Here is a 25,105-nt window from a genome sequence, read left to right on the forward strand (position 1 = left end):
CTTCGTAGGCCTGAAGCGGCGCCAGGCGGACGACTACGTTGGGTAGGCGCGCGGGATCGGGCGCGAAGCGGGCACGCAGCGCGGCCATGTCGGGGAGCCGGTGATTGTCGAGGCAGATGGACAGCTCCTCGGCCAGTTCGCTCTCGCAGCCGCGCTCGTGGGCGAGGCCAAGAAGCTCGACCATGATGCGGCAGGCCTGGCGCTCGGGCAGACGCTCGACGAGGAGATCGAAAGTCCGCCGGTAGGCCTCGCGCGGGAAGAGCCGATCGCGATAGACCAGATTGAGCAATGCCATCGGCTTCCTTCTGAGCGAATGGATGACGTGCCGGTAGTTGACGACCTGGTCATGCTTGCCGGACGGGGAAGCACGCCCGCGCGGCAGCGTCATGAGATGCGTGCCGCCGATGAAGACATCGAGCCGATCGTCGTAGAGGCGCACGCGCAAGCGATGGCCGATCAGGCGCGAGGGCACGGTATAGAAGACCTTGCGCAGCGTGAAGCCGCCTGAGGAAGTGACGCGCACGCTGAGTTCCTCATAGTCGGTGGTGCGCCGCTCAGGTAGCTCCCGAAGCTGGGCGCGCTCGGCATCGATGCGCTTGGCGTTGCGGGCATTGCGGCGGCCGACGATCTCGTCGACGAAGCGGCGATAGGAGGCGAGATCATCGAAGTCGACGGTGCCACGCAGCAACAGTGCATCCTCGATCGCCCGCTTGAGATGGCCGTGCGGCCCCTCGATCGAGCCGTTCTCGTGGGCGATGCCGGCATTGTTGCGTGACGGCGTCATGCCGTAATGGCTGCACAGCTCGTTATAGCGGCGGGTCAGGTCCTCGCGCGCGTCCTTGTCCAGGTTGCGGAAGGCGGCGGACAGGCTGTCCGAGCGGTGCTCGCGCGGCACCCCACCGAGGGACCAGAGTGCGTTCTGTAGGCCTTCCGCCAGCGCCACGAAGCTCTCGCCGCCGAGCACGACATGGGCGTGCTCGAAGCCGGAATAGGCGAGCCGGAAATGATAGAGTCGGTGGTCGAGCGGCTGACCGGCGATGGTGATGCCGAACGAGGCCACCTCGGTGAAGTCCGACAGACCGAGCCTGCCGGGTTCGTGCGCCTGGCGGAAGATGACCTCCTGCTCCTCACCGTGGATGGCACGCCAGCCTCGGATGCGCCGCTCCAGCGTCCGGCGCACGCCCTCGCCCAACTCGGGATGGCGCCGCATCATCTCCTCGAAAATGGCCACGGGCCGGATGCCGGGCGCTGCCCGCAGCAGCGGCACGACTTCAGCGTCGAAAATGTCGGCGATTGGATCGGGACGCCGTCGTGCGCGCGGCTCCTTCTTCTGCGAAGGTAGTACTGGATCCTTCTCGATGCAGTAGGCCGTTGCCACGCTGATCGACGCCTTCGCCGCGGCGACAGGCGTCGAATGGGTCTTCCTGAGCTTCATGTAGAGCCTCAATTGATGGTCGGTTATGTGGCGGCCGGGCACAAAAGTGATTCCTCCGAATCGGAAAAACCACCGGCATACCGGCCGACCGCGACCACCTGAGGCCTCGAAAAGGCCGCCGCCGCTGGACGGAAACTCCGGTCGGGCTACGCCCTCCCTACGTTCCCGTCCAGCGGCGGCATTCTCATCTTGATTGACGCTGCACTCTCACTTTGATCGCCGCGCCGCACCTCTGTATGTTGCGGGACTGATCGGTCCTGGCGATCGCAAGAGCGTTCAGCCGATGGCGGAGCGCCTTGCCACGGGCAACTACGACCAGTTGCACCATTTCATTGCGGACGGTGTCTGGGACGCGACGCCGCTGGAGACGGAACTGCTCAACCAGGCGGACCGACTTGTCGGCGGTAGGGATGCGGTGCTCGTTATTGATGACACCTCACTGCCGAAGAAGGGCGAACGCTCGGTTGGTGTCGCGGCTCAATACGCGTCGGCTCTCGGCAAAACGGCAAATTGCCAAACGCTGGTGTCTTTGACGCTTGCGCGCGGCGAAGTGCCAGTGATGGTCGCGTTACGCCTCTTTCTGCCTGACAGTTGGACAAGCGACGTGTCTCGTTTGAAGCGTGCTCGCGTGCCAGTCGAACACCGAACGCCACGGTCCAAGCCGGAAATTGCTTTGGCCGAGATTGATCGCGCGATGGCAGCCAACGTGCGCTTTGGATGTGTGCTGGCGGATGCAGGATACGGACTTAGCGCACCATTTCGACAAGGGCTAACAGAGCGCGGGCTGGCCTGGGCTGTCGGCATCCCTCGGCACCTGAAGGTGTATCCGGTCGATGTGAAGCTCATTTGGCCGATTACCAAAGTCCGCGGGAAACCACGAAAGCACCACGTGCCCGATATCTTATCAATTGCGGCAGAGCAAATGCTGGCCAGCGCCAAATGGAAAGCCGTGAGCTGGCGCAGCGGGACGAAAGGTCGGCTGAAAGCCCGATTTGCTGCTCTCCGTGTCCGCACCGCCGACGGCCCTCCTCAGCGGATTTGGGATAAAGGTCAGCAGCATCTCCCGGGCGACGAAGCTTGGCTCATCGGCGAGCAACGTGCCTCAGGGGAGAAGAAATACTATCTTGCCAATCTCCCTGCGGCGACGGATCTGCGCACACTAGCCGCCACCATCAAGGCAAGATGGATTTGTGAGCAGGCGCATCAGCAATTGAAGGAGGAGCTCGGACTTGATCACTTCGAGGGGCGATCATGGCAGGGTCTTCATCGCCACGCCCTGATGACAATGATTGCCTACGCCTTCCTGCAGCATCGTCGCCTCGCACACGCGGGGCGGAAAAAAAAGAATCAACGGACCTCCGCCTCAGCCAACCATGCCCGCCGTACGTCACGCCATCGTCGGTCTCATCCTTCGGCCGCCGTCTCAGCGGTGCCCATACTGCCGAAAACAAATCCTTGAAAAACTTCTGCCAAAGTAGTGTTAGATTACCCGTCCTCGATATGCATTTCGTTGGCGACGTCCCCCTACCATTTTTCATCTTCGTCGAGTTCCTCGGCGACCGAGTGATGGTGGTGACGTGATGGACCAAGTTGACATGGGTGGTGATGCGGCTTGAGCTGAGCGCTGATGCTGGCGTCCAATTCCAGGGCAGAAGTTCGTCGAGCCGATGGGCGGATGAGCGGCGATCCGGGCGAGGATATCCGTAAGCCACGCCTGCGGGTCGATGCCGTTCATTTTCGCCGTTTATGCCGCCCGCCCGAGTCGGGTCGTTTTCCCAGGTTTCTCGCTTACCAGCGTTTGGTCGGTTCGGCATAGTTCGTTCTGTGCCTCCGCTCTCAACAGCGGAGAATAGGAAGATGGAAGTTGAAGAGTACTTGGGCAGAAGCCAGGATCATCACGACGAAGCTGGCATGGAATGGGCAACGCTGCCGCCCGATCGTCATGCATCCTGGACGCTGCGATTGAGCGAGTGCGCGGGTTCGCGCGCCATGTCGCCAACTTCGATCCGAGAACGGATGTGTCGCCCGTCGGCATGCTGCCCGGATGGGAGAGTGTCAAGCCCTATGTCTACAGCGACGCGGAGATTGATGCGTTGCTGACGGCAGCACTGGGTCTGCCGCCAGCGCACGGGCTGCGCCGATGGACCTACCATACCTTGTTCGGGCTGATCGCGGTAACAGGCATGCATATATCCAAGGCGATGGACGTGGAGCGTGATGACGTCAACCACGACGCCGGAGTGCTGACGGTTCGGCGACTAAATTCGGCAAGTCGCGGCTCGTTCCATTGCATCCGACGACGAGAACCGCGCCGCGCGACTACGCCCACCGGCGCAATGCGCTATTCGGATCACGCTGCGGCTCGATCTTCTTCGTTGCCGAACAGGGAGGCCGATTGCTGCACAAGTTCGTTCATCGCGTCTTGCGATTATCCGGAGAGATTGGGCTGCGGCGCCCAGGTGATCGTACCGGGCCACGCGTGCACGACTTCCGGCATCGCTTCGCCATCCGGACGCTGCTCGATTGGTATCGCGAAGGCAAGGACGTCGAGCAACAACTCCCAGTGCTCTCCACTTACCTAGGCCACGCCTGCGTGCGCGATACCTACTGGTATCTCTCGGCCTACCCCGAGTTGATGAAAGAAGCGGCGCGGCGTCTCGATCGGCGATGGGAGGTGACGCCATGAAGCCCGCCTGCAACGTCGCCACGTTGATCGAGCGCTTCTTGACCGAGCGCCTCATGCGCCGGCGCAATGTTAGCGGCAACACGATCGCCTTCTACAGAGACCCGCTCCGGCTGCTGTTCATTTTCGCACAGGTGCGGCTGCGGAAGTCCCCATCGGCCCTGATGCTCGCCGAACTGGATGCAACGTTCATCGGCGCGCTCCTCACCGATCTCGAGGTAACGCGCGATGCCAACGCGATGCGTAACCTGCGTCTGACGGCCATCAGATTCTTCTTCAGGTTCGTGTCCTTCAGGAAGCGGCACACAGTGCGCTGATCCTGGTCGCCGCGATCACACCTTGCTCTCACGGGCTTGCGCCTCTCAGAGCCCTTGACCGGGATACCGTCCACCTCGGGTCTGGTGCACACGTACGATGCTTCGGTAAAGGGCGGAAGGAGCGGACCGCTCCGCTGACCACATTCGCTCGGTGTGCGCTCCAGGCATAGCTCAAGGAACCGTTGCGGAAAGGAGCAACAGCGTTGCTCCCGCACGGGGGCCGTCTCAGTGCCGATAGCGTCCAGTCCCTGCTGGAAAAGCATGTTCGTGTCGCTCAGAAGTTGTCCGTCTTTGAAGGCCAAGAGCGTGGCGCCGCGCGCGCTGAGGCACAGAGCCGCGATGGAACTGCTGCAAGCCGGCGCCGACTGCTCCGTGATCGCGCTGTGGCTCGTTCATGAATCGGTCGAGACGACACAGACGTAGCTGCATGCCCGCCTCGCCCTCAAGGAAGCTGCCATGGCGAAGCTCAAGCCGTACGAGCGCGGCAAGCGAATCCGCTTCCAGCCGAATGACCGCCTACTCCTTCCGAGGCGCTCTGAACGACCAGGCTATGCCGAATGGAATGGGGCTGCCGTGCACGCGATCGACGCGCGCGAGCGTGACAACGGCATACCAAATCCGTTCGGCATAGTTCGGTGGGCGGCATTAACCCGCTACGCCGAGTGCGGCATAGCGCTGTGACGATGAGGCTGTACATGGAATCATCGCGCCGTCGCCCGCGATCCGATCCGCAGAACAGCCAGGACTTCCGCCAAGAGCTGTTCGGCGGCATTGTTGGAGAGACACACGCGTCCATCTTCCAGAAACAGCGTGAAGCTCGCCCATCGCTTGAGGATGTCCCTGACTTTGAACCAGCCAGTTGCAAAGCGGATTTGAACAGCCCTTCATAAAAAGGGGCACTCCGAGAAGTGGCTCAAGTAAGGGAGCAAACGTCCCGTGGGGCCTCTGGGATCAGGCCGCCTGTTCGATCGGTGAGAATGGTAACCCGAGGCTCTCGGCCACGGCCTTATAGGTTAGGCGCCCCCGATAGACGTTGAGGCCTGCACGCAGATGCGGATTCTCCAGCACGGCTGCAAATCCATTGTTGGCGAGAGCCAATCCAAAAGGCAGGGTGGCGTTATTCAACGCATGGCTCGAGGTGAGCGGGACAGCACCGGGCATATTAGCAACACAGTAGTGGACGACACCATCCACCTCAAACATTGGATCAGCATGCGTCGTCGGATGCGATGTCTCGAAGCACCCGCCTTGGTCGATAGCCACGTCTACAATCACGGAGCCTTTGCGCATCAAGCGCAACATGCCATGGCTGACGAGTTTCGGCGCGCTCGCCCCAGGAATGAGCACCGCTCCAATGACTACGTCCGCGACGAATAGCTGCTCCTCAACGGCGTCCATGGTTGAGAACCTGGTACGCACTCGCCCTTGGAATAGCTCGTCCAGCTCGCGAAGCCGGGGTATCGAACGGTCGAGAATTGTGACTTCGGCACCCAAGCCTGCCGCCATCCTTGCCGCATGGGTACCGACAACGCCGCCCCCGATCACCACGACACGCGCCGGTTGGACGCCCGGCACGCCGCCAATCAACAGCCCCCGACCGCCCGCATACCGCTTCAGGGCCGCACCAGCCGCTTCGATCGCAAGCCGGCCCGCAACCTCGCTCATTGGCGCAAGCAGCGGAAGCCCACCATGCGCATCGGTTACAGTTTCGTAGGCGACTGCCGTACATCCGGATTTAATGAGGCCTTGAGCCTGCTCTGGATCCGGCGCCAAATGAAGGTAGGTGAAAAGGATCTGGTTCTCTCTCAGCTGAGCCCATTCGGAAGCTTGGGGTTCCTTGACCTTTACGATCATCTCGCTCGATGCAAATATCTCGCGAGCGCAGTCCAGAATCGTCGCCCCCGCCTTGCGATAGTCGTCATCTTCCGCGCCGATGCCGGCCCCGGCACCGACCTCGACCATCACGCTGTGGCCGGCAGCCACATATTCGCGGACGGCACCAGGCGTAAGTCCTACGCGGTACTCATGCGTTTTAAGTTCCTTGGGAACACCGACCCTCATTTGCAATTTCCCTTCTCGGTGACCTTTTAGCAGAAGAGCGACGCAAATCTGCGATGTAATCGAACCACATAGCGCAGAAACTCGGCGAATTTAGCATCTACAACGCAGGATTCCGCAGGGGCCCGTTATCGTGGAGCTGGCGGAACGGATTTTTTTCCTCATTGCCGGATTCGAAAAGGTATTAGCGCCCTGCGCTCGAGCGCGAACCCGTAGCTTCTGCCTGTCGCATGTGGGGCGCCACGTCGCGGCTCGATGATGGTGGGTTCGATATACAGTTGAGGATTTTTCTTCGCCTCTTTCGCGCGGAGCCTTGCCCAGCGGTGCCTGCCGTACACGCGAGAATGAGCGGATTTCAGGTGTGTCGAGGGCTTTGCACAATGGGCAGCTTCTTGGCGTCCGACTGCCTCTCAATCCTCTCGATCAGCCCGTCCTTGGCGAGTTCCTGCCGACATTGCCACAACGTCGTGTGATCCCGGGTCTGATCGTGCAGGCTCAGACTAGTTCACTTGATCGAGAACCGCTGCCTAACGCCGTTTTGGGAGCACTCGGTTCAGACGCGGTAACGCTCGGCAAGCGAGGTGCCATTGTTGCAGTCATAATGAGATCTCAAAGCCGAAATTCACCGAATTCCGTGCGGATTCCAAACTACCATTGGAACAATGACGAAATTACAATTATACTAGGAAACTGAACCAACTCGCGCGACCCACGCACCCAGTCAGGAGCGGTTCGGCGCTCTTAGTCCGCAATGCCGTTATCCTCGCGCATGACCCTGCATCGCATATTCCAAAGATACAATGATCGTCTCTGGAGCGCTGAATATGCGGATGCTTTTGCAGAGGCGATGGCGATCACAGTGAGCGAGCTTGATCTGTCTTGCTTTGCATATCTTGCGATGCCACGGCGGAGTGACAAAAGGCCATTGGTCATATCAACATATCCGAACAAGTGGGTCGCGCATTATGTGCGCAGCCGTTACGAACGTGTGGATCCGATTATCACGCGCTCATTGGAGAATACTGAACCGTTCCAATGGGGTTTAGATGTACCTTCGAGACCAATATCTCCGACGCAACGAAGATTCCTCGAGGAAGCTAGCGAATTCGGAATTCGGCTAGGTTTCACCGTCCCAGTTCACGATGAAGACGGCTCGGTTGCTGCTCTGACCTTTGCCGCTGACCAACGGCGTCCGCGGTTCGAGAAGTGCATCGATCTGAACGGTCCCGCCCTTCAGCTGATGGCGAGATGCTTCCATACACAGGTGCGCCGCAAGCTCTTGCATCAACTGACGATCGACGGAATCCTGCTGTCTCCTCGGGAACTCGAATGTTTGGATTGGGCCGCAAAGGGCAAAACCGCCTGGGAAGTCGGACGGATCCTCGGCATATCTCATAATACGGTCGCGTACTATCTAAGAAGCGCGAGAGACAAGCTGGGAGTTCGTACCACCGTTCAGGCTGTCATGCGATTGGCGGCTGCCAAACGAGATAGGCAAGATTAAGACTCTGATCCCGCATAGTTATGCGGGATGATGTTGGCGGGCACCTCCTCCAGAGTTTGGTCTCCTTTGGGAGGGGACCATGATTCAGCTAATCACGGAGTCATCATACGCCGCGTTTTCCTGCACGTTAGCATCCATGTATAAGTTGCGCTATCGCGTTTTTAAGCAACGATTGGAGTGGAGAGTTCAGAACTGCGGTGACATGGAAATCGATGATTTCGATGCGCTTCATCCGGCCTACCTGGTCCAAACGTCTCTTGAGGGCCATGTGGAAGGTTCGGTTCGTCTTTTGCCGACCATGGGTCCGACCATGGTGCGCCATACGTTTCCCATGGTTCTTGGGGGGCTTCCTGCTCCCGCAGACCCGTTAGTCTGGGAGAGCAGCCGGTTCGCAGTCGATGCTTCGCCCCATGCTCCGAAGGGCGAACATGGGCTCGCGAAGTCGACTTACGAGCTCTTCGCAGCGATGATCGAATTCGGACTGTCGAGACGACTTAACAACATCGTCACGGTTACCGACGTTCGGATGGAGAGAATCCTGAAACGCGCGGGCTGGCCCCTCCACCGTATCGCAGTTCCCTGTAGCATCGGAAACACCCTCGCTGTGGCGGGACATCTCGAAATATCTGCGGAGGCTCTTCAGAAGGTACGCAATTCTGGTGCTCTGTCCGGGCCGGTTCTTTGGACACCAGTCTTGATGGAGGCCGCTTGAGCACCCGGTTCTCCCGCCCAATCTGAACTCGCCAAGTCATTCCGTCACCTTCCACCACCCAAGATCAGTCGCGTTGACCGAGAGCAAAGTCCTCATGGCTCGCACGCGTTTCAACATTTTTTCCTTTGTGAGCCATGCATGGGCATCGTCGGACCACGGAGCATCATGGCTGCATATGACCACCACGACGAGCTCGTCAGCTGCAAGCAGAGAAATAATTGCGTCGATGCAACTGACTGCCTACGCAGATCACCAAACATCATGAGGAAGGCGGACGACGCGGACTTTCGTCCCGCGATGACGATCCCATCCGGTCGGCGGCCAGCGATTGCCATTCAGAATTGCGAATAGATGCAATTATCTGCGCAACTAACCCGATTCAATTTCCGGATTTCTACGGTGCTGCAATGGTGCGACACGCAAGCTTTGCCGGTCTAACGGCAGGAATTCGACGGCTCAAATTGGATCTCGGTCAACTTCAATTAGCCGTTGCTGCAGCGGACTTTGGAAGTTTTCGTCGGGCCGCCGACAGTCTTTCCATCACACAATCAACGCTCAGCCGTTCCATCCGGCTACTGGAACATTCACTTGGAATAACCATTTTCGAGCGATCGACCGTCGGGGTAAGACCGACAACAGCCGGACTTGATTTTCTTCGAACGGCGCGATCAATTCTTGAAAAGATGGATACGCTCGTCGCGAGGGCAGAGCATAAAACCCGCAGGGAATGCGGCCGCTTTGTTATCGGATTCGCTACGTCTCTTACCGCTGGTCATCTACGTGCAACGCTGCTCGAGCATTGTTCGCGATTTCCGCAAGTAAGGCTTGGAATCGTCGAAGACTCTAGAACACGCTTAGCAAGTGCGCTCCGCAATGGCATGATTGACCTCTATGTGGCAGCGGGAGATTCAATCGATATCAGCAGCAGAAGCAGCTCCCTGTGGAGCGAGCAGGTCTTTGCTGTTATTCCTCACGATCATCCCCTGGCCCTGCAGGATGGTATCTCATGGTCCGATTTGAGCAACCAAATCGTTTTGATGAGCCAATACGATTCGGGGCGCGACCTCGAAGCATTGCTAAATGCAAAGCTCATCGCCGCGACGGAGGACTTGCGGATCGAGCATCGGAAGGTCAGCCGCGCAGAAATCCAAAATCTCGTTAGTATGGGCCTCGGCATCACCCTCGTGTTGGAATCCGATGTGGGCTCCAATTCTTCTGGCTTAGTCTATCGGGAATTGCGCGACAGCATGGGACCAAGCCGCATAGGCTTTTCTGCGGTCTGGCGTGATGACAACGGAAATCCAGCTCTGGCAAATTTCCTCAAATTGTTGGCCGAGCGCTACCCTTCATCATTTTTGGGGTGAAGCCGCTTTCGCGCTCGAGCAAACGCCCGATCCGTTGCCATGAAGCGCTCCACCATTGGCGCTATTAATTTATTCGGATCGCTGATCTTCTGACCGGTTTCGCGCGAGAGAATTTCCGCATAGGAAATCAGGTCCCGATGCACAGTAGCGGGCAGGTCGATGGCGATACGAACGGGCTTGTCATCCGGAAGCGCTCCAATCTTCAATCTCATCACTTCATCCTCTATACGGTTCGAGCACGAGATCGCGGTTGACGATGACCCTCATTGGAAATCCCGGACGGATGGTCAATGTCGGTTGAATGTTGAGGTTACGCCGGACCACTTGTTGTCCGGCCTGATTGAGGGAATCCCCTGCTCCACGGCGCAGCGCCGCAATGATGTCACTGTTGGAGCTATTGGCGTCTGCTCCATAGTTCACCTCTGTCCCAACGGCGAGCAATGTCGATAGCGCGGCTGCTCCCAGCAGCTCCTTCCAATGGTTGTCGACCTCATCCTCGAGGCCAGCGTAACCCGCTGCGTCCGCTCCTGGCTGTCGTTCGAGCACGATGGAACGGCCATTGGGCATGATCAGGCGTGTCCAGACGAGGAGCACGCGCGACTGTCCGAACGCGACCTGGCTGTCATAAGTCCCGATCAATCGCGCCCCCTGTGGGATCAGCCGCGCCCGCCCCGTTGGAGTATCGAAGACGTTCTCGGTCACCTGTGCCGTGATCTGGCCGGGCAGATCGGAGCGGATCCCTGTAATGAGAGCAGCCGGAATGACCGTGCCGGCCTGGACCACGAAAGGAGATACCGGCTTCACGAGACGATCGGGGCTTATCATTCGGCGGTCTACGGCACCGTTGACGAACGCAAGCTTGCGATCCTGGCCATTCTGCGCGAACGCTTCGTCGGAAGACGCCGTCGGGTTGCTCGAGGTCTCGTTGGAAGGGGGAGTTGCAGCCAGTGACCGGACATTGGTCGAGGCAAATACCTTGCTGGTCCGCGCCGCCTCGGTTTCTTGGTTAACTCGCTGTTGTTCAGCATCGACTGCGAGCGAACCGGATTGCGTTTGGGCTTGGGCTGCGAGGATCGGCCGCCCGAGATCGCCTGGCAAGGGTGGTCCAAGCCTTGGCACGTCACGGGGGATTCCGGCATAATCCATTGGCAGGGTCGAAAGTTGGTCCGCAATGGTGTGGTGGTCGGTCGAATAGAGCTCTTCAGGGGTGGGGTTGCGCTTTTCAGGTCTCTGCAGAGCCCATAAAGCCGCACCGGAGATAACCGCCAGAGCCAAAGCGGTGCCGACAAGGAGAGCCTTGCGGGAGAGGCGCGTCACTCGCGGCCGTTCAGGTCGTAGTCGCAAGGATTGGGCAATGTCCTCTCGTGCATCCGCTTTCGCCGGCTCACGACCGGAAACTCCGGTATCGCTCATAGCGGCCTCCCGTCGCTTCTTAGGATACGGACTTTCTGCTGGCCCTCACCGCCGAGCCGCAATTCGGCCGCCGCAAACAGCCGATCGACGATGAGAACATTGCCGTAGACACGGTAATTGACGATCTCGCTCTTGCCGTCCGATCCAATGACAAACAGCGGCGGCATCTCGCCCTGGGTGATCCCTGCGGAGAATTCTATGTAGACCTTACGCCCATCGTCATAGGCGTTGACTGGGCGCCAGGGCGGGCTGTCTCCGCCGATCTTATAGCGATAGCGACGCTCGGCCGGATCAGGAATGTACGGTGCCGGTGGCAGGGTTTGGCCGGGAGCGGATCGAGATTTCGGATAGAACCAGGCGACCGAAGGCATGTAGGGCTTTTCTCGGGAGCGGAGCTCGATCAGATAGGTGCGGCGATCGGTGTTGACGACGAGATTGGTCGTAATCGCCGGGCGCGTCGGTTTGACCATGATGTGGACGCGTCGCGCATCTCCGCCGCCGCTCTCGGTATCACCCACCACCCAGCGGACGGTATCGCCCGCGGCCACGGGTCCCGAGCCGATCAGCTGCTCGCCCGGCTCGAGCGCAATATCGGTGATCTGTCCCGGCGCTGCATAGATCTGGTAAAGCGCCCCCGGACTATAGGGAAACACCTGTTCCGCATTAAAATACCCGCCTTTGCGAGGTTCGACCCGCGCAGCGTCATTGGCCGTCTCGATCCGCTCGACCGGCTCCTTGGCCTCAAGCTTCTTGCCACCACGCGCCGGCGTCCAGGCGGGTGGAACGTGAATCGGTTTTTGACGCTCATCGGCCAGTGCCGGCAGGTCGGGAGGCGGCGGGATCTCGTCATCATAGCTGATCTGCGGCGGCTTGAATGTGGTGCAGCCGCTAAGCACCCATGCACTGATCAACAGTGCGGACACGGCCCTTTGTCTGAATGTCTGGAGGTTCGGCACGAGAACTTGAGGCATCACGATCCGAACTCCTTCGACCAATTGATCGCGTTGACGTAAATGCCGAGCGGGTTCTTGCGCAGCCGCTCGATATCGCGGGGCGGTTCAACGACGATCGTGAGGATCGCGCTCCAGCGCTCGGTGGCCGCGAGTTGCCCGTTCTCGTAATGCCGCTCTGTCCAGGTTAAGCGAAAGCTGTCCACAGAGGCCCGAATGACGCTCGAGACCTCGACGGCGACTTGGGTTTTCCCGACCTTGGCGAAGGGATCGTTGTTGCGGGCATAGTCATTCAGTGCGCCCGCGCCACGGTCGGTAGTGAAGTCATACGCACGCAGCCAATCCTGCCGCAGCACGATGGCGTCCAGCGGAAGACCGCGCACATGCTCGATAAAGCGAGCGAGATGGAAGGCGATCTGCGGATCGCTCGCCTCGTAGCCGCCATTTGCCGGAGCGATGGTTTTTGCCTCGCCCAGATGATCAACTTCGACGACCCAGGGGGTAACCGTTCCTTGCGCCGATTGCCAAACGAGGGCACCCGCAAATCCCGCGCACAAGAATAGACATCCAAACGCCATCAAGCGCCAATTCCGGGCCTGCACACGCGCCGAGCCGATCCGGTCGTCCCAGACCTGGGCAGCCCTCTGATAGGGCGTGACCGGCTGGGGCGTGCGGCCATAGTGGACGGCCGATCGTTTAAACATGCAGTGATCTCCCTAAAACTAACGTGCCACCGTGAGTGTCGCCGGCCCGGAAAGGGTAAAAGACGCCTTCACTGGCATCGCTATTCTTGCTCCCTAAGATCGACCGATGCGCCACCGCCTCCGTGATCACCGGCACGAACCGCATTTGTCGCCGCTGTCGCGCCCTGGTGGATCGCCTGTGCGCGCTTTGCGCGGCGCGCCCAGGCAGGTACGTCCTGAGATGTCGCGGCTGAAGGATCTGACGTACCCACATTACGGGCCGTCGCGCCCCCGCCAAGTCGAGCAGCGAGCGAGCGCAAAGGACTTGCCGCGGCAGAGGCGCCCGCTTCCGCAACACCGGCCAGACCTCCCGCCCGAAATGCGCTAGAGGTTCCGCTCGCGATGGTTGTCGCGCCCCTTGCCGCTGTTCCGATTGCACCGCCGGCAAGTCCAACTCCACCTGCAGCAAGACCGGCCCCAGCGGCGACCAATCCTCCAGCCGCAAGACCCGTCCCCACTGCTGCTCCAGCACCAAGCTGCGGTCCGCCGGAAACGATACCGTTAGCGATGCCGGGTCCGAAGATGCCAAGACCCAGCAGCGACAATGCTGCGAGGACCAGCGCCATGGCGTCCTCCACCGTTGGCTGGTTACCTCCGAAGCCGGCGGTGAACTGTGCAAACAGTGTCGATCCGATGCCGACGATGACCGCGAGCACCAAGACCTTCACTCCGGAGGAGATGACGTTGCCGAGCACCCGCTCGGCGGCAAAGGCCGTCTTGCCAAACAGCCCAAATGGGATCAGCACAAAGCCGGCGAGCGTCGTCAGCTTGAACTCGATCAGCGTGACGAACAGCTGGATCGCCAGGATGAAGAATGCGAGCAGCACCACGATCCAGGCGAACAGCAGGACGGTGATCTGAACGAAGTTTTCGAAGAAGCTGACATAGCCCATCAGGCCCGAGATCGATTCAAGGATCGGCCGTCCGGCATCCAGACCGACCTGAGCGATCTTTCCTGGCCTGAAGAAGTCTGCCGAGGAAAGGCCGCTTCCCGACGCTTTCAATCCAAGACCGGCGAAACTCTCGAATACGATCCGGGCCAAGCTGTTCCAATTGCCGATGAGGTATGCGAACACACCGACAAACAAAGTCTTCCTGACGAGCCGGGCGATGATCTCCTCGTCAGCGCCCCAGGACCAGAACAGGCCGGCGAGCGTAATGTCGATTGCAGCGAGCGTAGTCGCGACATATCCGACTTCTCCCCCGACCAGCCCGAACCCGGAGTCGATGTAGCGGGTGAAGGTCTCCAGGAATTGGTCGATAACACCAGTAGCACCCATCGTTTACTCGTCATTGTTGGGAATGGAGGGATAGCCGGACGGCAGACGGCTCTCATCCTTGCCGCGCAGAGTCGATGTTGCGTCTGGATTAGTGTCGCTAATGCGAGCCCCTGAGGATCCGCGGGCAAAGCCGAAGAACTCACGGCGCTTCTCATCCCAGAGCTTTCGGCACGCGAGGAGAGCATCTTTCTCGTCGTATTTGACCGTCCGGCATTGCTCGAGCTTTGAGGCGGTCGCCTCAGAGGACTCTTGCGCGATCGGCGATTCGGACAGAGCCTGATCTTGATCGCCGTGCAGCCGGATCGTGCAAGCCACAACAACTAGGACAGCAAGCGTCACCGCCAAAACGATCGGGATTCGTTCAAGTCTGTTCATCGACATCAATGGAACATCTGCACTGTTGTAGATTGGTATCCCTGTCCCTGGGTCAGGAATCGCCTGAGCTGCTCCCTGCCCTGATCCTGGGCGGCCGCGCGCGCCGCCTGTTCCAAAGTCTGAGCACGCCCCTGCGCTGCAATTGTCGCAGTGAGATCTGTGAGCTGTTGGTTTTGAAGCGCGAGCAGCTGATTGCCGGCTTGGCTCGCCTGCAGCGCACCGGTGGCGCCCTGGCTCGCTACTACAAGGGCCGACATCTGGGTGCGGGTCGTATCGAGATTGCCGACCACCGTCGCCTGCACGCGCATGGCGTCCTGTAAACCGGCAACCGCATTCTGCCAGCGTGTTTGCGCATTTACAATCAGCACCTGGCCCGACTGGCTCGAAGAAGAAGGTGCGTAGGTGGATGAGAAGGCACGATCGATCTGCCCGACATCATAAGCGATCCGTTGCGCCTGGCCGAGCAACTGCTGGGTACGCTGGATCGACTGCTCGAGCTGCTGCAATGAAGAATATGGCAGGCTGGCCAGGCTTCTTGCCTGGTTGATCAGCATCATCGCTTGGTTTTGCAGCGATGTGATCTGGTTATTGATCTGCTGCAATTCGCGGGCTGCAGTCAGCACATTCTGCGCGTAGTTATTGGGATCGAACACGATCCACTGTGCCGTGGCCTTTCGTGGCTCTTGGACGATCGCAGCGGCAATCAGGCCCGCCGCTAAGAGTTGAGTGAGACGTCGCATCAGAGGCTCCCCATCTTTGCAAGTTGCGGAATAAGGTCGCAGGCCCAGCCGAGCTCACGGGCTTTGAGCCAACCCGTCACAAAATTCTCCCGGCCGTGATCGGCCAATACGCGGTCAATCAGGGCCTGGTCGGCCTTCGAGGAGCTGGCCGTAAACGCGAGTGCGACCTCACCTAAGCCAAGCTCGAACAGGCGATTGCCCCGACGGGACTGGCAGTAGTAGTCCCGCTTCGGTGTTGCGCGAGCGAGAATCTCGATCTGCCGGTCGTTGAGCCCAAAGCGGCGGTAAATTGCCGTGATCTGCGGCTCGATGGCCCGGTCGTTTGGCAGCAGGATTCGGGTCGGACAGCTTTCGATGATCGCCGGCGCAATGGGCGAGCCATCGATGTCGGCAAGCGACTGGGTCGCAAACACGACTGAGGCGTTCTTCTTGCGAAGCGTTTTCAGCCACTCCCGGAGCTGCCCGGCAAAGTGGGCATCATCGAGCGCGAGCCAGCCCTCATCGATGATGAGAAGGGTCGGTCGGCCGTCAAAGCGGTCCTCGATCCGATGGAACAGATAAGAAAGGACGGCGGGAGCGGCCGCGGTCCCGATCAGCCCATCGGTCTCGAACACCTGGACGGAGGAGCCGCCGAGATGCTCGCTTTCCGCATCGAGCAGGCGATCATATGGACCGCCCAGACAATAGGGCTGCAGCGCACGCTTCACCATATTCGACTGAAGAAGTACCGCTAGCCCTGTAAGGGTGCGCTCACCGGCGGGCGCAGAGGCCAGGGAGGTGAGCGCAGACCAGATGTGCTCTCTGATCTCAGGCGTAACTTCGACCCGTTCGCGGGACAGAATGGTGGCAATCCATTCGGCCGCCCAGCCGCGTTCGGAGACTTCGTCGATTTTTGCCAGCGGCTGCAGCTCAACAAAGTCGGAGGATTCTCCAGCAACCGCGCCACCGAGATCATGCCAGTCGCCGCCCATTGCGATGGCCGCGGCCCGAATCGAGGCGCCGAAGTCGAAGGCAAAGATTTGCGCCTCGGGGTAGCGGCGGAACTGCAAGGCCATCAGCGCCAGGAGCACGGACTTGCCGGCACCCGTCGGCCCTATAATAAGAGTGTGGCCGACATCCCCCACGTGCAGGGAAAACCGGAACGGCGTCGATCCTTCCGTCTTGCCAAAGAACAGGGGCGGCGCCTTGAAGTGATGGTCCCTCGCCTCCCCGGCCCATACGGCCGATAGCGGAATCATATGGGCCAGGTTAAGGGTCGAAATCGGGGGCTGGCGGACGTTGGCATAGACGTGTCCGGGAAGACTGCCGAGCCAGGCCTCGACCGCATTGACCGTCTCGATCATGCAGGTGAAGTCCCTCCCCTGGATCACCTTTTCGACCAGGCGCAGCTTTTCGTCGGCTGCATGCGGATTGCTGTCCCAGACGGTAACGGTTGCGGTGACGAAGGCTTCTCCGATTTGATCCGAGCCCAACTCCTGGAGGGCTGCATCGGCATCAATCGCTTTATTGTTCGCATCAGTGTCGAGAAGTGCCGACGCTTCGTTGGTCATCACCTCCTTGAGAATCGCCGCAATCGACTTGCGTTTGGCAAACCACTGACGCCGGATTTTTGTGAGAAGCTTTGCCGCATCGGCCTTGTCGAGCATGATGGCTCGGGTCGACCAGCGATACGGGAAGGCCAACCGGTTGAGATCATCGAGAATCCCCGGCGTTGTCGCAGTTGGAAATCCCACCACCGTTAGAACGCGGATGTGGGCGAGGCCCAGCATCGGCTCGAGCCCACCGGTTAGCGCTTGATCGGCGAGCAAGGCATCAAGATACATGGGAATCTCTGGCACTCGGACCCGATGCCGTTTGGTCGAGATTGTGGAATGCAGATAAGTCAGCGTGGCCTCGTCATCGAGCCAACCGCATTCCGGCATGAACCCTTCGACGAGCTGGAGGACGCGGTTGGTTCGATCCAGAAAGCCGCTCAGCACTTCTTTAGAATCTGCACTAGCCGTCCGATGACCGCCCTCATAGAGCAGCCGTTCTGCAACCGCCGCGCTCTCGGCTGGCGGCAGATAGAGAAAGGTCAAATAGTAGCTCGACTCGTAGTGAGCTCCCTCCTCTTCGAACTGGGCCTTTCGCTCGGCGTCGACCAGAGCGGATGCCACATCAGGAAAGGTGTTCGGAGGATAGGCGCCGGCAGCATGGCGCTGCGCCTCGACGAACACCGCCCAGCCGGATCCGAGACGGCGCAGCGCATTGTTCAACCGGCCGGCAACCGCGACAAGTTCTGCCGGCACGGCGCTCTCGAGATCAGGCCCCCGAAACCTCGCCGTACGCTGGAACGAGCCATCTTTATTGAGAACTACCCCCTCATCGACGAGCGCCGCCCAGGGCAGAAAGTCAGCAAGACGCGCGTTTGAACTTTGGTATTCAGCGAGATTCATCATGGGACAATTCACGTGTTGAGGTGACCGGGGACGCGGACGTGACGGCGCACGACTTCAACGAATTCGGGATCTCGCTTGGCGGCCCAGACGGCAGCCATATGGCCGATGAACCAGAGCAGGAGACCCGCGATCCAGAGCCGCAAGCCTAAGCCAAGCGCGGCCGCCAAGGTGCCGTTGAGGATCGCAACCGACCGCGGGGCACCACCCATCAGGATCGGCTCTGTCAAGGCCCGATGGACCGGTGCGACGAAACCTGAAACTTCATCCATCAGATCACCATTCCGCCGCCAAAGGAGAAGAACGACAGGAAGAAGCTCGAGGCGGCAAAGGCGATCGACAGACCAAACACGATCTGCACCAGCCGCCGAAATCCTCCCGAGGTATCGCCAAATGCCAGTGACAGCCCGGTCACGATGATGATGATGACTGCAAGGATCTTGGCGACGGGCCCCTCAACCGATTGCAGGATCTGGTTGAGCGGCTGCTCCCACGGCATGTTCGAGCCAGCGGCCCAGGCGGGAAGCGCGCTGGTGAACGAGAGGGCTAATGCCGCGATGGCAATGAGGCGCTTGTTGCGAGGTGATCGAAAGCTCATGGTTGATCTCCTATTGCTGAAAGGCTGTAATCACCGGAGGATCCGAGCCCCGAGACGCGAGCAAGCTCGGCGAGGCGGCGATCGGCGCCGCGGCCAACAAGCACAGCGATGACATTGATCGTTTCGGCAATGAGTGCACGCGGAACCGTGACCACAGCCTCCTGGATGAGCTGCTCGAGCCGGCGCAACGCACCAAGAGCGGTGCCGGCATGGATGGTCCCGATGCCGCCGGGGTGGCCTGTCCCCCAGGCCTTGAGGAGATCAAGAGCTTCGGCGCCGCGCACCTCGCCGATGGGAATACGATCGGGCCGCAGGCGCAGCGAGGCGCGGACAAGTTCGGACAGCGAAATCACGCCATCCCTGGTGCGCAAGGCAACGAGATTCGGCGCCTTGCATTGAAGTTCTCTTGTATCTTCAATGAGAACAACGCGGTCCGACGTCTTGGCCACCTCGGCGAGAAGCGCATTTGTCAGGGTGGTTTTCCCGGTCGAGGTACCGCCCGCGACCAGGATGTTATGGCGAGCGGCGACGGCACTCCGAAGAGCGCCGGCCTGCTCGGTAGTCATCGTCCCGGCGGCGACATAGTCGTCGAGGGAGAATACAGCCACGGCCGGCTTGCGAATCGCGAATGCCGGAGCGGCAACGACCGGCGGCAGCAGACCTTCAAATCGCTCCCCGGTCTCCGGCAGCTCGGCCGAGACGCGTGGCGCCCCGGCATGAACTTCGGCACCGACGTGGTGAGCGACCAGCCGAATGATCCGTTCTCCGTCGGAAGCGGATAGGCCTTCACCGGTCTGGGTCAGGCCAGTCGACAGCCGATCGATCCACAGCCGACCATCCGGATTGAGCATCACCTCGACAATCGAGGGATCTTCCAAAAAGCGCCCGATCGCGGGACCAAGCGCAGTGCGCAGCATGCGTGCTCCGCGCGAGATCACCTCCGGCTGAAACGACTGAATTGTCATCGATGCCCCAAGCGCTGAGGCACCGCGAGCGGCCTCAGGTGGGTATGATTAAAAAAGCAGGTCCTTCATTGGCGCAACGCGCGGCGCGTGGCGATCGTAGGTTGGCGTAGGAAAAGAAAGATCAAACCGGAATGCCTTGACGCACGGCGTCGTTGACGTTCTCACGGATCAGGCGAGGAAGTGGAATTAGCCGATGCGGCTCCCGCTACCATTCCTCGTCTTCAGGCTTGACGACCTCCGCTTCTGCTAGTGTCGCCGATGCCTCAACCGGGTTTCCATTTGCTTCGGGATCGCGGAGGAAGAATTTGGCGATCCATCTGCCCAAAATTCCAAGCCACGGGATCACAAACCAGCCTAGCGCCAGAACCTGCACCCCAACGGCGGATGCGAACGCAACCTGGTAAGCAATGATCGGATAGTGGCCTTCCTGAACGGGCCATTGGTCAAGGATGAGTCCGGTTCCGTATTGGGCGATGAAACACCAGCCGAAGTGAAGAACGTTCAAGCCGGCATTTGCTCTGCCCGTAAGCTCTCTTGGGAAATATTCCGCTACGGTCGCATAGCTGAGGACCGTCGCTGCGCCGACAATCGAGATGACGAGCCATGGCAATAGCGATGGCAACGGCGCCCGCAGGATCAACGCAAGCTCAGCCCCTACAAACAGCACTGTCACAGCTGCGAACAGAGCTTCCGACCCAATCCCACGTCGGCGTAGCCAATCAGCCGACGTACCAAGTAACAACGCGCCGCCGCTGATCCCTAGTGCCATGATGAAGAGATGCGTGATCGACGATTCGCGGTTGAGCCCTTCGACGTTCATCATCCAAGGTGCTGCCCACAAGGCCTGCAATGACCAAGCTGACCCAATACAGCTTGCCGAAAGCGGTGCTATCCGCCAGAAGCGCCGGTCTGTGTAGATCGCCCTTAGCTTAATTGCGGTCGGCGGGCTCCCCTGTGGTCGCGCGACCTCAGGAACCGTCCAAAAGATGAGGATGACCGAACCGAAGGTCGCAAGCGCCAGGATCTCAAACAGCCCACGCCAGCCCGTATATTCCAACAGCCACTGAGCTGGCGTTGTTGCAGTCACCGCACCTAGTGCGCCGAGCATCATCATGTAGCCATTGACCAGGGCAATGCGTTCCTTTGGAAACCAGGTGACAATGGCCTTCAGCCCAGCCATTGCGGCTGCCGAGACTCCGATCCCGATCATCGCACGCGCAACCAGAAGCTCCCAAAATCCTGAGGACGCTCCAAATAGAGCCGCCCCGCTGCCAGCAATCATGAGGAGCACGCTCTGGACACGGCGTGGACCAAAACGATCTAGCAGCGTCCCGATCGGAATCTGGACACCCGCGAACACCAAGAAATAAACCGACGTCAGCAGGCCAAGATTGGCAGCATCGAGGCCCAGATCAGCTGAGAGCTGTCCTGAGATCAGCGTGTTGATGGTCCGGAACAGATAGGAAAGGTAATAGCCGGCCACGAAAGGAAGGAAAACACAACCGATCAAGCGCCAAGTCGAAACTCGTCGCATACCGTCGGATTGCGAAGCATTGAGACTGGATGGGCCGCTCGCTGCTTCTTGCGTGCGGATCCCGCGGTTACCGGCCGGTTTAGCAGAACGCGTTCGGCAGATGTTGAAAGTTGCGGTTGCTGCCGCCCTCCTCGGCGGCAGCGCTGATGTCGGCAGTTGCGTCTAGAATGATGGCGGCAGGGCTTTCCTGGGCAGTATCCGCATAAACTTGCGAAACATCGTCAGCGGCATAGCTGTGAGCATTCGAGGCGTTGATTTGGTCGATCGTCTCTCGCAGTAAAGGCCGGTTCGAGCGCACGCGCCGGTCGACCTGTTCGGCCAATGCGTTGAATCGCTCTTGGCCGAGTGAACAGGCTTCACGCTGCTGTGATTGCGGCATCTGAGGTGTGACGGTGAGATGATAGCGGGCATGCAGCGCAACCGTCTCGGCGATGATACAGACCTCGCCGTCCAAACGTTCAAGTTGCCCGTTTATCCGCTCGAGCGCCTCGTGAATGAGACCTTCGATCGGCGGCGCGGGATCAAGGAAACGTTCAAGAGCAGCCTCGACGACCATGCTCTTGCCGACTCCGGGCCGGTCCGTTGCAACTTCGAGACGGCGGAAAATCTGTTCGGAAAGCTGAACGCTGACCTTTCTCGTTACGGCAGGGGTTTGCTGCCTTGTCCTCTCGGCAGCATCGGCTTGGGTCAAATTTGGCTCGATCGCTTGGTCGAGCGCTGTTTCGAAGCTCATGCCCGGCTCCTCCCGGATACAGAAAAGGTCCAGCACGCCCATGGCTGAGCGCGGCGAAATCGGTTCGAAATGACAGTGATTGCCCCACCGATGATGGGACGACACAGAGGGCAGGACGGCTAATGCTTCAATCGCAGGAAATTCGGAAGCGTAGTCTGGCGTAGCCAAAGAAAGGAACGGCGAGCCTTATCAGGCGGGGCGCGTCTTTTCGCTTAGTTGCCAGGTCTGCGGCACCAGAGGCAGCGTCCTTGGAAGGACGAATAGGGTCAGTGCCTCGTAGAATGTGACGGGCCCAGTCGCTCGAGCAGCCATCTCGTCCAGGCGCGCCGTCCATTCGCTCGGAACGTAGAACGACACGACGTGACCAGCGCCGCCTCCGCCGCGAGGCCTAGGAACTCGTTGATCAAGACATCACGCGGATACAAACTCCAACATGCGACGAAGTTCAGCACCAAAATAACAAAGCGAGCCCAATGTATGCGCGCAGACCAACAAGTTGGCAGAATTTCTTCTTCACGAGAGGGGTAGATATCGCCTTTCGCTTCACATCGAGGATCCCGGCCCGATGATCCTGTTGACCACAATGAAGGTCCTCTCACGCGCTTTCTTTAATAGGATTTCCAGTGTCAGATGACGATTTGATCGGAACGGCGAGACGATGGTGTCTCGCCAAATGTCCATCGTGGGAGGTGATCAGTGAGGCTGGGGAAGGGGGAACCTCACAGGTGTTCTCCGTCCAATCGCCTGATGGTATTCGAGCCCTGAAGCTCTACAATCGAAAATTTTCGTCCGATAGTTTGGGAAATATCGAGAGGAAAAGAATTGAACGTCAGGTGGAGCTCGGCGTGAACGCTTGCCCCTATCTGGTTGACGTGTTCGAGGGCGGAGAGTTCGAAAGCCATCTCTTCCTAGTCATGAATCAAGCTCCGGGTAGAGAGCTTGCAAAATGTCTCGGTGAGATACCGCGAAGCCAGATCAGGTCGATTGTTGACCAAATCGCCCAAGCTCTCATTTTTCTAAGGTCGCATGGACTCTGTCACCGCGACGTTAAATCAGCAAACGTATTTATCTCGGACGATTTTAGTCATGCGACGTTGCTCGACCTTTCCGTAACGCGCGACGTCAATGATCCTATTGGTCTCGGGACGGACCAGAATAACCAGTTGCCGGTAGTTGCGACCGCAAGATATTCCCCGCCGGAGTATCTGTTCCGGCTTCTTGATCCTACCCCCGACGCCTGGCACGCGTTGGACGTCTATCAACTGGGCGGCCTCTTACACGACCTCATTATGCGGGAACTGCTCTTCGAAGCCGAGTTTCTGAAGTCGCGCGAAAATCGGTATAGATTTGCCTGGATCGTCGCGACTGCTTCCCCCTCTGTGAATACAACAGATGTTGATCGCGATCTTATATTTCTCGCACGTCGAGCATTGGATAAAGATTGGGCGAAGCGATCGCTACTCAAGTTAGAAGACTTTTTAGCTGATAGAGAAAAACAGCAAGCGCTTGCTCTCAATGTTCTTGGGCTGACTCGCACCCATCTCATTGCCCCGAAGGCCCCCAGCCTCAACGAATTGCGGCAACGCGTCAGAGAGGTGGCGAATGCGCTCGAGTCTCGAATTCTGGAATACCTCGGACGGCACGGCATTACTGCGGTCCACGTCAACGAAGCGGGGCGATACGACTGCTCGATGCAATTGCGTTTCGTTTGGGATGCCGAAAAGGACACACCTTTGACGGGCAGAATCGCGCTTACGATTGATCTGCTCCTGAAAACTGTACCAGCCGGACAGTCATTCGACTGCAAGGCTTCGCTTCAAAGCAAAATAAGTGATGTCGACGCATCGAGCCACATCGAGTTTCCAGAAATAAAGGACGAGGCTGGTTCGAGCGATCAAATAGGCGAGCAGATCGAAGCCTCGCTCGGCTCGCTTGCCGCATCGCTCCTGCACGTTAGCTAAGAGATGGATACCGGAAATGTCATTGTGGTGGGCACGACGAGAGAATCTCGATAAACATCAAGTCGCATTAATTGAGGATTTGCCTCTTGGCGAGCATCACTTAGTGCTGGGGCCACCAGGCTCTGGAAAAACGAACGTGTTACTGCGTCGAGCACAATATGTTCGGAGCCAGGGCTCACCCAATGTGTTGGTTTTGAGCTTCACCCGGTCGCTCACAGAATTCATAAAGACCGGATGCTTTGACGCGCAAGGCAGAGAAATCTTTCCTCAAACCTGTGTCAGCACCCTGGAGTCCTGGATACGTGGACTCTACCTTCAGCACGGAGCGTCTCTTCCTGCAGCAAGGGCCACGCTAGGCGAATGGAAACGGTCGCTTGCAACTGAGGCGCTGGGGTTCGCTCCCAAGACGAAGGTTCCCAAATACGACACGCTTTTCATTGACGAAGCTCAAGATTTGTTGTCAGAGGAGATCGAGCTTTTATCCAAATGGGCTAACACACTTTTCTTGGTCGGAGACGCTAGGCAAAGAATCTATGATGATTCCAGTGGAATAGACGCCATTCGCGCCCTGGTCCCGGCACCAATTGTTTCGTCTCTATCGTTTCACTATCGATTGGCACCCGACGTCTGCCGAATGGCCGATCGCATTCTCGTAGCTCAAGGCGGCCAGTCCCTGGAATCGACTTGCCTGTATAACGGACCAAAGCCTGGAAGGATCATCATCCATGGTCCACTTTCGAAGGACGCCACCATCGCCGCTTTAACGCAGAGACTGCGGGATCAGATGCGAGCATATGCAGACTTGATCGCGCAAGGGGATCTGTTGGGTGTAATTGTAGCCCGCAAGGAGGACCGGGAGTTTGTCTTCTCGCGGCTCGAGAATGATTCCGAGTTAGCTGGCAAATCCCAGATCGTAAGGGCTCGGGAAGCGAACGATGATGATCACGACCCCACGCTTAGCAAAGACGCACCCATTTGCATCCTAACGGTCCAGGGCTGCAAAGGATTAGAATTCCGAGCCGTTCACTGGCCGTTCTGCGAAGAACTTCAGTATTATTATGATTCTGAACACTACTACACTGTGGTAACGAGGGCGAAGACGTCTCTAGACCTCTACTACGTCAACCAATTACCGCAGAAGCTGGCGCTCGCTTATGCGCCTCCCGTTCAGAAGCTGTGGTGAAGCCATGCTGCCAAATGTGAACTTCAGTAGGGTAACAGATAGCGAGTTAAACTCTTTGGTGGAGGGAGTTCAACCGCAATATTTGGTTCCGTGGTCTACGCGGGAGTCGCCGATGCGAATCG

Annotated in this window: 23 protein-coding genes and 2 pseudogenes; 8 read left to right on the forward strand and 17 right to left on the reverse strand. The window is 58.9% G+C overall.

The window, feature by feature from the left end:
* The coding region (gene istA, locus Q3C01_RS23645) for an IS21 family transposase (protein WP_458147706.1) at window positions 1-1,477 on the reverse strand (1,477 nt) is incomplete at its 3' end.
* Window positions 1,478-1,628: 151 nt separating this feature from the next.
* Here istA and Q3C01_RS23650 point away from each other — a divergent pair.
* Window positions 1,629-2,894 (forward strand): IS701 family transposase, encoded by a 1,266-nt coding sequence (locus tag Q3C01_RS23650; protein ID WP_458147707.1) that lies wholly within the window; start codon window positions 1,629-1,631, stop codon window positions 2,892-2,894.
* A gap of 172 nt (window positions 2,895-3,066) precedes the next feature.
* Here the strand turns inward: Q3C01_RS23650 and Q3C01_RS23655 are convergent.
* A pseudogene (locus tag Q3C01_RS23655) lies at window positions 3,067-3,179 on the reverse strand (transposase domain-containing protein); the annotation flags it as partial.
* A gap of 172 nt (window positions 3,180-3,351) precedes the next feature.
* Between Q3C01_RS23655 and Q3C01_RS23660 the strand changes: the two are divergent.
* Complete coding sequence (locus Q3C01_RS23660) at window positions 3,352-4,017, forward strand: site-specific integrase (RefSeq protein WP_458147708.1); 666 nt, start codon at window positions 3,352-3,354, stop codon at window positions 4,015-4,017.
* Between the two features lie 142 nt (window positions 4,018-4,159).
* On the forward strand, window positions 4,160-4,435 hold the full coding sequence (locus Q3C01_RS23665) for a hypothetical protein (RefSeq protein WP_458147709.1): 276 nt from the start codon (window positions 4,160-4,162) through the stop codon (window positions 4,433-4,435).
* A gap of 466 nt (window positions 4,436-4,901) precedes the next feature.
* Here the strand turns inward: Q3C01_RS23665 and Q3C01_RS23670 are convergent.
* Together Q3C01_RS23670 and ald are read right to left on the reverse strand one after the other, a co-directional pair.
* Window positions 4,902-5,271 (reverse strand): annotated as a pseudogene (locus Q3C01_RS23670) (IS66 family transposase); the annotation flags it as partial.
* A 115-nt stretch (window positions 5,272-5,386) separates the two neighbouring features.
* A complete protein-coding gene (ald, locus tag Q3C01_RS23675) occupies window positions 5,387-6,496 on the reverse strand; it encodes an alanine dehydrogenase (RefSeq protein WP_458147710.1) in 1,110 nt (369 codons plus the stop codon).
* Between the two features lie 766 nt (window positions 6,497-7,262).
* On the opposite strand from ald, the gene Q3C01_RS23680 reads away from it, so the two are divergent.
* From Q3C01_RS23680 to Q3C01_RS23690, 3 genes are all read left to right on the forward strand, one after another.
* Window positions 7,263-7,997: a helix-turn-helix transcriptional regulator gene (locus Q3C01_RS23680; RefSeq protein ID WP_458147711.1), complete on the forward strand. Its 735-nt coding sequence runs from the start codon at window positions 7,263-7,265 to the stop codon at window positions 7,995-7,997.
* A 79-nt stretch (window positions 7,998-8,076) separates the two neighbouring features.
* A complete protein-coding gene (locus Q3C01_RS23685) occupies window positions 8,077-8,709 on the forward strand; it encodes an acyl-homoserine-lactone synthase (protein WP_458147712.1) in 633 nt (210 codons plus the stop codon).
* 407 nt (window positions 8,710-9,116) lie between these two features.
* Window positions 9,117-10,073, forward strand: coding sequence for a LysR family transcriptional regulator (locus Q3C01_RS23690; RefSeq protein ID WP_458147713.1), 957 nt, complete (start codon window positions 9,117-9,119; stop codon window positions 10,071-10,073).
* On the opposite strand, the gene Q3C01_RS23695 is transcribed toward Q3C01_RS23690, so the two are convergent.
* From Q3C01_RS23695 to Q3C01_RS23755, 13 genes are all read right to left on the reverse strand, one after another.
* A complete protein-coding gene (locus Q3C01_RS23695) occupies window positions 10,049-10,288 on the reverse strand; it encodes a DUF2274 domain-containing protein (protein ID WP_458147714.1) in 240 nt (79 codons plus the stop codon). The genes Q3C01_RS23690 and Q3C01_RS23695 overlap by 25 nt on opposite strands.
* Window position 10,289: 1 nt before the next feature.
* A complete protein-coding gene (locus tag Q3C01_RS23700; protein ID WP_458147715.1) occupies window positions 10,290-11,486 on the reverse strand; it encodes a TraB/TrbI/VirB10 family type IV secretion system protein in 1,197 nt (398 codons plus the stop codon).
* On the reverse strand, window positions 11,483-12,457 hold the full coding sequence (gene trbG / locus Q3C01_RS23705; RefSeq protein WP_458147786.1) for a P-type conjugative transfer protein TrbG: 975 nt from the start codon (window positions 12,455-12,457) through the stop codon (window positions 11,483-11,485). Before trbG ends, Q3C01_RS23700 begins: the two co-directional genes overlap by 4 nt.
* Complete coding sequence (trbF, locus tag Q3C01_RS23710; protein WP_458147716.1) at window positions 12,457-13,140, reverse strand: conjugal transfer protein TrbF; 684 nt, start codon at window positions 13,138-13,140, stop codon at window positions 12,457-12,459. Before trbF ends, trbG begins: the two co-directional genes overlap by 1 nt.
* An 80-nt stretch (window positions 13,141-13,220) precedes the next feature.
* The gene (gene trbL / locus Q3C01_RS23715; RefSeq protein ID WP_458147717.1) at window positions 13,221-14,459 is read right to left on the reverse strand and encodes a P-type conjugative transfer protein TrbL; all 1,239 of its coding nucleotides are present in this window, start codon (window positions 14,457-14,459) and stop codon (window positions 13,221-13,223) included.
* A 3-nt stretch (window positions 14,460-14,462) separates the two neighbouring features.
* Window positions 14,463-14,840 (reverse strand): putative entry exclusion protein TrbK-alt, encoded by a 378-nt coding sequence (gene trbK-alt / locus Q3C01_RS23720; protein ID WP_458147718.1) that lies wholly within the window; start codon window positions 14,838-14,840, stop codon window positions 14,463-14,465.
* A complete protein-coding gene (trbJ, locus tag Q3C01_RS23725) occupies window positions 14,840-15,574 on the reverse strand; it encodes a P-type conjugative transfer protein TrbJ (protein ID WP_458147719.1) in 735 nt (244 codons plus the stop codon). Before trbJ ends, trbK-alt begins: the two co-directional genes overlap by 1 nt.
* Window positions 15,574-18,012 (reverse strand): conjugal transfer protein TrbE, encoded by a 2,439-nt coding sequence (gene trbE / locus Q3C01_RS23730; protein ID WP_458147720.1) that lies wholly within the window; start codon window positions 18,010-18,012, stop codon window positions 15,574-15,576. The genes trbJ and trbE overlap by 1 nt, the downstream gene beginning before the upstream one ends.
* Window positions 18,013-18,020: 8 nt before the next feature.
* A complete protein-coding gene (locus tag Q3C01_RS23735) occupies window positions 18,021-18,281 on the reverse strand; it encodes a VirB3 family type IV secretion system protein (RefSeq protein WP_458147721.1) in 261 nt (86 codons plus the stop codon).
* Window positions 18,281-18,607 (reverse strand): TrbC/VirB2 family type IV secretion system protein, encoded by a 327-nt coding sequence (locus Q3C01_RS23740; RefSeq protein WP_458147722.1) that lies wholly within the window; start codon window positions 18,605-18,607, stop codon window positions 18,281-18,283. Before Q3C01_RS23740 ends, Q3C01_RS23735 begins: the two co-directional genes overlap by 1 nt.
* The gene (gene trbB / locus Q3C01_RS23745; RefSeq protein ID WP_458147723.1) at window positions 18,604-19,572 is read right to left on the reverse strand and encodes a P-type conjugative transfer ATPase TrbB; all 969 of its coding nucleotides are present in this window, start codon (window positions 19,570-19,572) and stop codon (window positions 18,604-18,606) included. Before trbB ends, Q3C01_RS23740 begins: the two co-directional genes overlap by 4 nt.
* Before the next feature lie 205 nt (window positions 19,573-19,777).
* Window positions 19,778-21,082: an MFS transporter gene (locus Q3C01_RS23750; protein WP_458147724.1), complete on the reverse strand. Its 1,305-nt coding sequence runs from the start codon at window positions 21,080-21,082 to the stop codon at window positions 19,778-19,780.
* Window positions 21,083-21,185: 103 nt separating this feature from the next.
* A complete protein-coding gene (locus Q3C01_RS23755) occupies window positions 21,186-21,839 on the reverse strand; it encodes a hypothetical protein (protein WP_458147725.1) in 654 nt (217 codons plus the stop codon).
* A gap of 689 nt (window positions 21,840-22,528) precedes the next feature.
* On the opposite strand from Q3C01_RS23755, the gene Q3C01_RS23760 reads away from it, so the two are divergent.
* Both Q3C01_RS23760 and Q3C01_RS23765 read left to right on the forward strand, forming a co-directional pair.
* Window positions 22,529-23,800, forward strand: a complete 1,272-nt coding sequence (locus Q3C01_RS23760) for a protein kinase domain-containing protein (RefSeq protein ID WP_458147787.1) — start codon at window positions 22,529-22,531, stop codon at window positions 23,798-23,800.
* Between the two features lie 16 nt (window positions 23,801-23,816).
* Window positions 23,817-24,983, forward strand: a complete 1,167-nt coding sequence (locus tag Q3C01_RS23765; protein WP_458147726.1) for an AAA family ATPase — start codon at window positions 23,817-23,819, stop codon at window positions 24,981-24,983.
* Window positions 24,984-25,105 lie beyond the last annotated feature (122 nt).

The sequence above is a fragment of the Bradyrhizobium sp. UFLA05-109 genome (assembly GCF_054185165.1).

Excerpts from the sequence above, each read along its gene's own strand:
- Q3C01_RS23690 (WP_458147713.1), top strand. The coding sequence starts at position 9,117 with ATGGTGCGACACGCAAGCTTTGCCGGTCTAACGGCAGGAATTCGACGG.
- ald (WP_458147710.1), bottom strand. The coding sequence starts at position 6,496 with ATGAGGGTCGGTGTTCCCAAGGAACTTAAAACGCATGAGTACCGCGTA.
- trbJ (WP_458147719.1), bottom strand. The coding sequence starts at position 15,574 with ATGCGACGTCTCACTCAACTCTTAGCGGCGGGCCTGATTGCCGCTGCG.
- trbE (WP_458147720.1), bottom strand. The coding sequence starts at position 18,012 with ATGATGAATCTCGCTGAATACCAAAGTTCAAACGCGCGTCTTGCTGAC.
- Q3C01_RS23755 (WP_458147725.1), bottom strand. The coding sequence starts at position 21,839 with ATGAGCTTCGAAACAGCGCTCGACCAAGCGATCGAGCCAAATTTGACC.
- trbB (WP_458147723.1), bottom strand. The coding sequence starts at position 19,572 with ATGACAATTCAGTCGTTTCAGCCGGAGGTGATCTCGCGCGGAGCACGC.
- Q3C01_RS23660 (WP_458147708.1), top strand. The coding sequence starts at position 3,352 with ATGGGCAACGCTGCCGCCCGATCGTCATGCATCCTGGACGCTGCGATT.
- Q3C01_RS23765 (WP_458147726.1), top strand. The coding sequence starts at position 23,817 with ATGTCATTGTGGTGGGCACGACGAGAGAATCTCGATAAACATCAAGTC.
- trbF (WP_458147716.1), bottom strand. The coding sequence starts at position 13,140 with ATGTTTAAACGATCGGCCGTCCACTATGGCCGCACGCCCCAGCCGGTC.
- Q3C01_RS23700 (WP_458147715.1), bottom strand. The coding sequence starts at position 11,486 with ATGAGCGATACCGGAGTTTCCGGTCGTGAGCCGGCGAAAGCGGATGCA.
- Q3C01_RS23740 (WP_458147722.1), bottom strand. The coding sequence starts at position 18,607 with ATGAGCTTTCGATCACCTCGCAACAAGCGCCTCATTGCCATCGCGGCA.
- trbL (WP_458147717.1), bottom strand. The coding sequence starts at position 14,459 with ATGGGTGCTACTGGTGTTATCGACCAATTCCTGGAGACCTTCACCCGC.
- trbG (WP_458147786.1), bottom strand. The coding sequence starts at position 12,457 with ATGCCTCAAGTTCTCGTGCCGAACCTCCAGACATTCAGACAAAGGGCC.
- trbK-alt (WP_458147718.1), bottom strand. The coding sequence starts at position 14,840 with ATGTCGATGAACAGACTTGAACGAATCCCGATCGTTTTGGCGGTGACG.
- Q3C01_RS23685 (WP_458147712.1), top strand. The coding sequence starts at position 8,077 with ATGATTCAGCTAATCACGGAGTCATCATACGCCGCGTTTTCCTGCACG.
- Q3C01_RS23735 (WP_458147721.1), bottom strand. The coding sequence starts at position 18,281 with ATGGATGAAGTTTCAGGTTTCGTCGCACCGGTCCATCGGGCCTTGACA.
- Q3C01_RS23680 (WP_458147711.1), top strand. The coding sequence starts at position 7,263 with ATGACCCTGCATCGCATATTCCAAAGATACAATGATCGTCTCTGGAGC.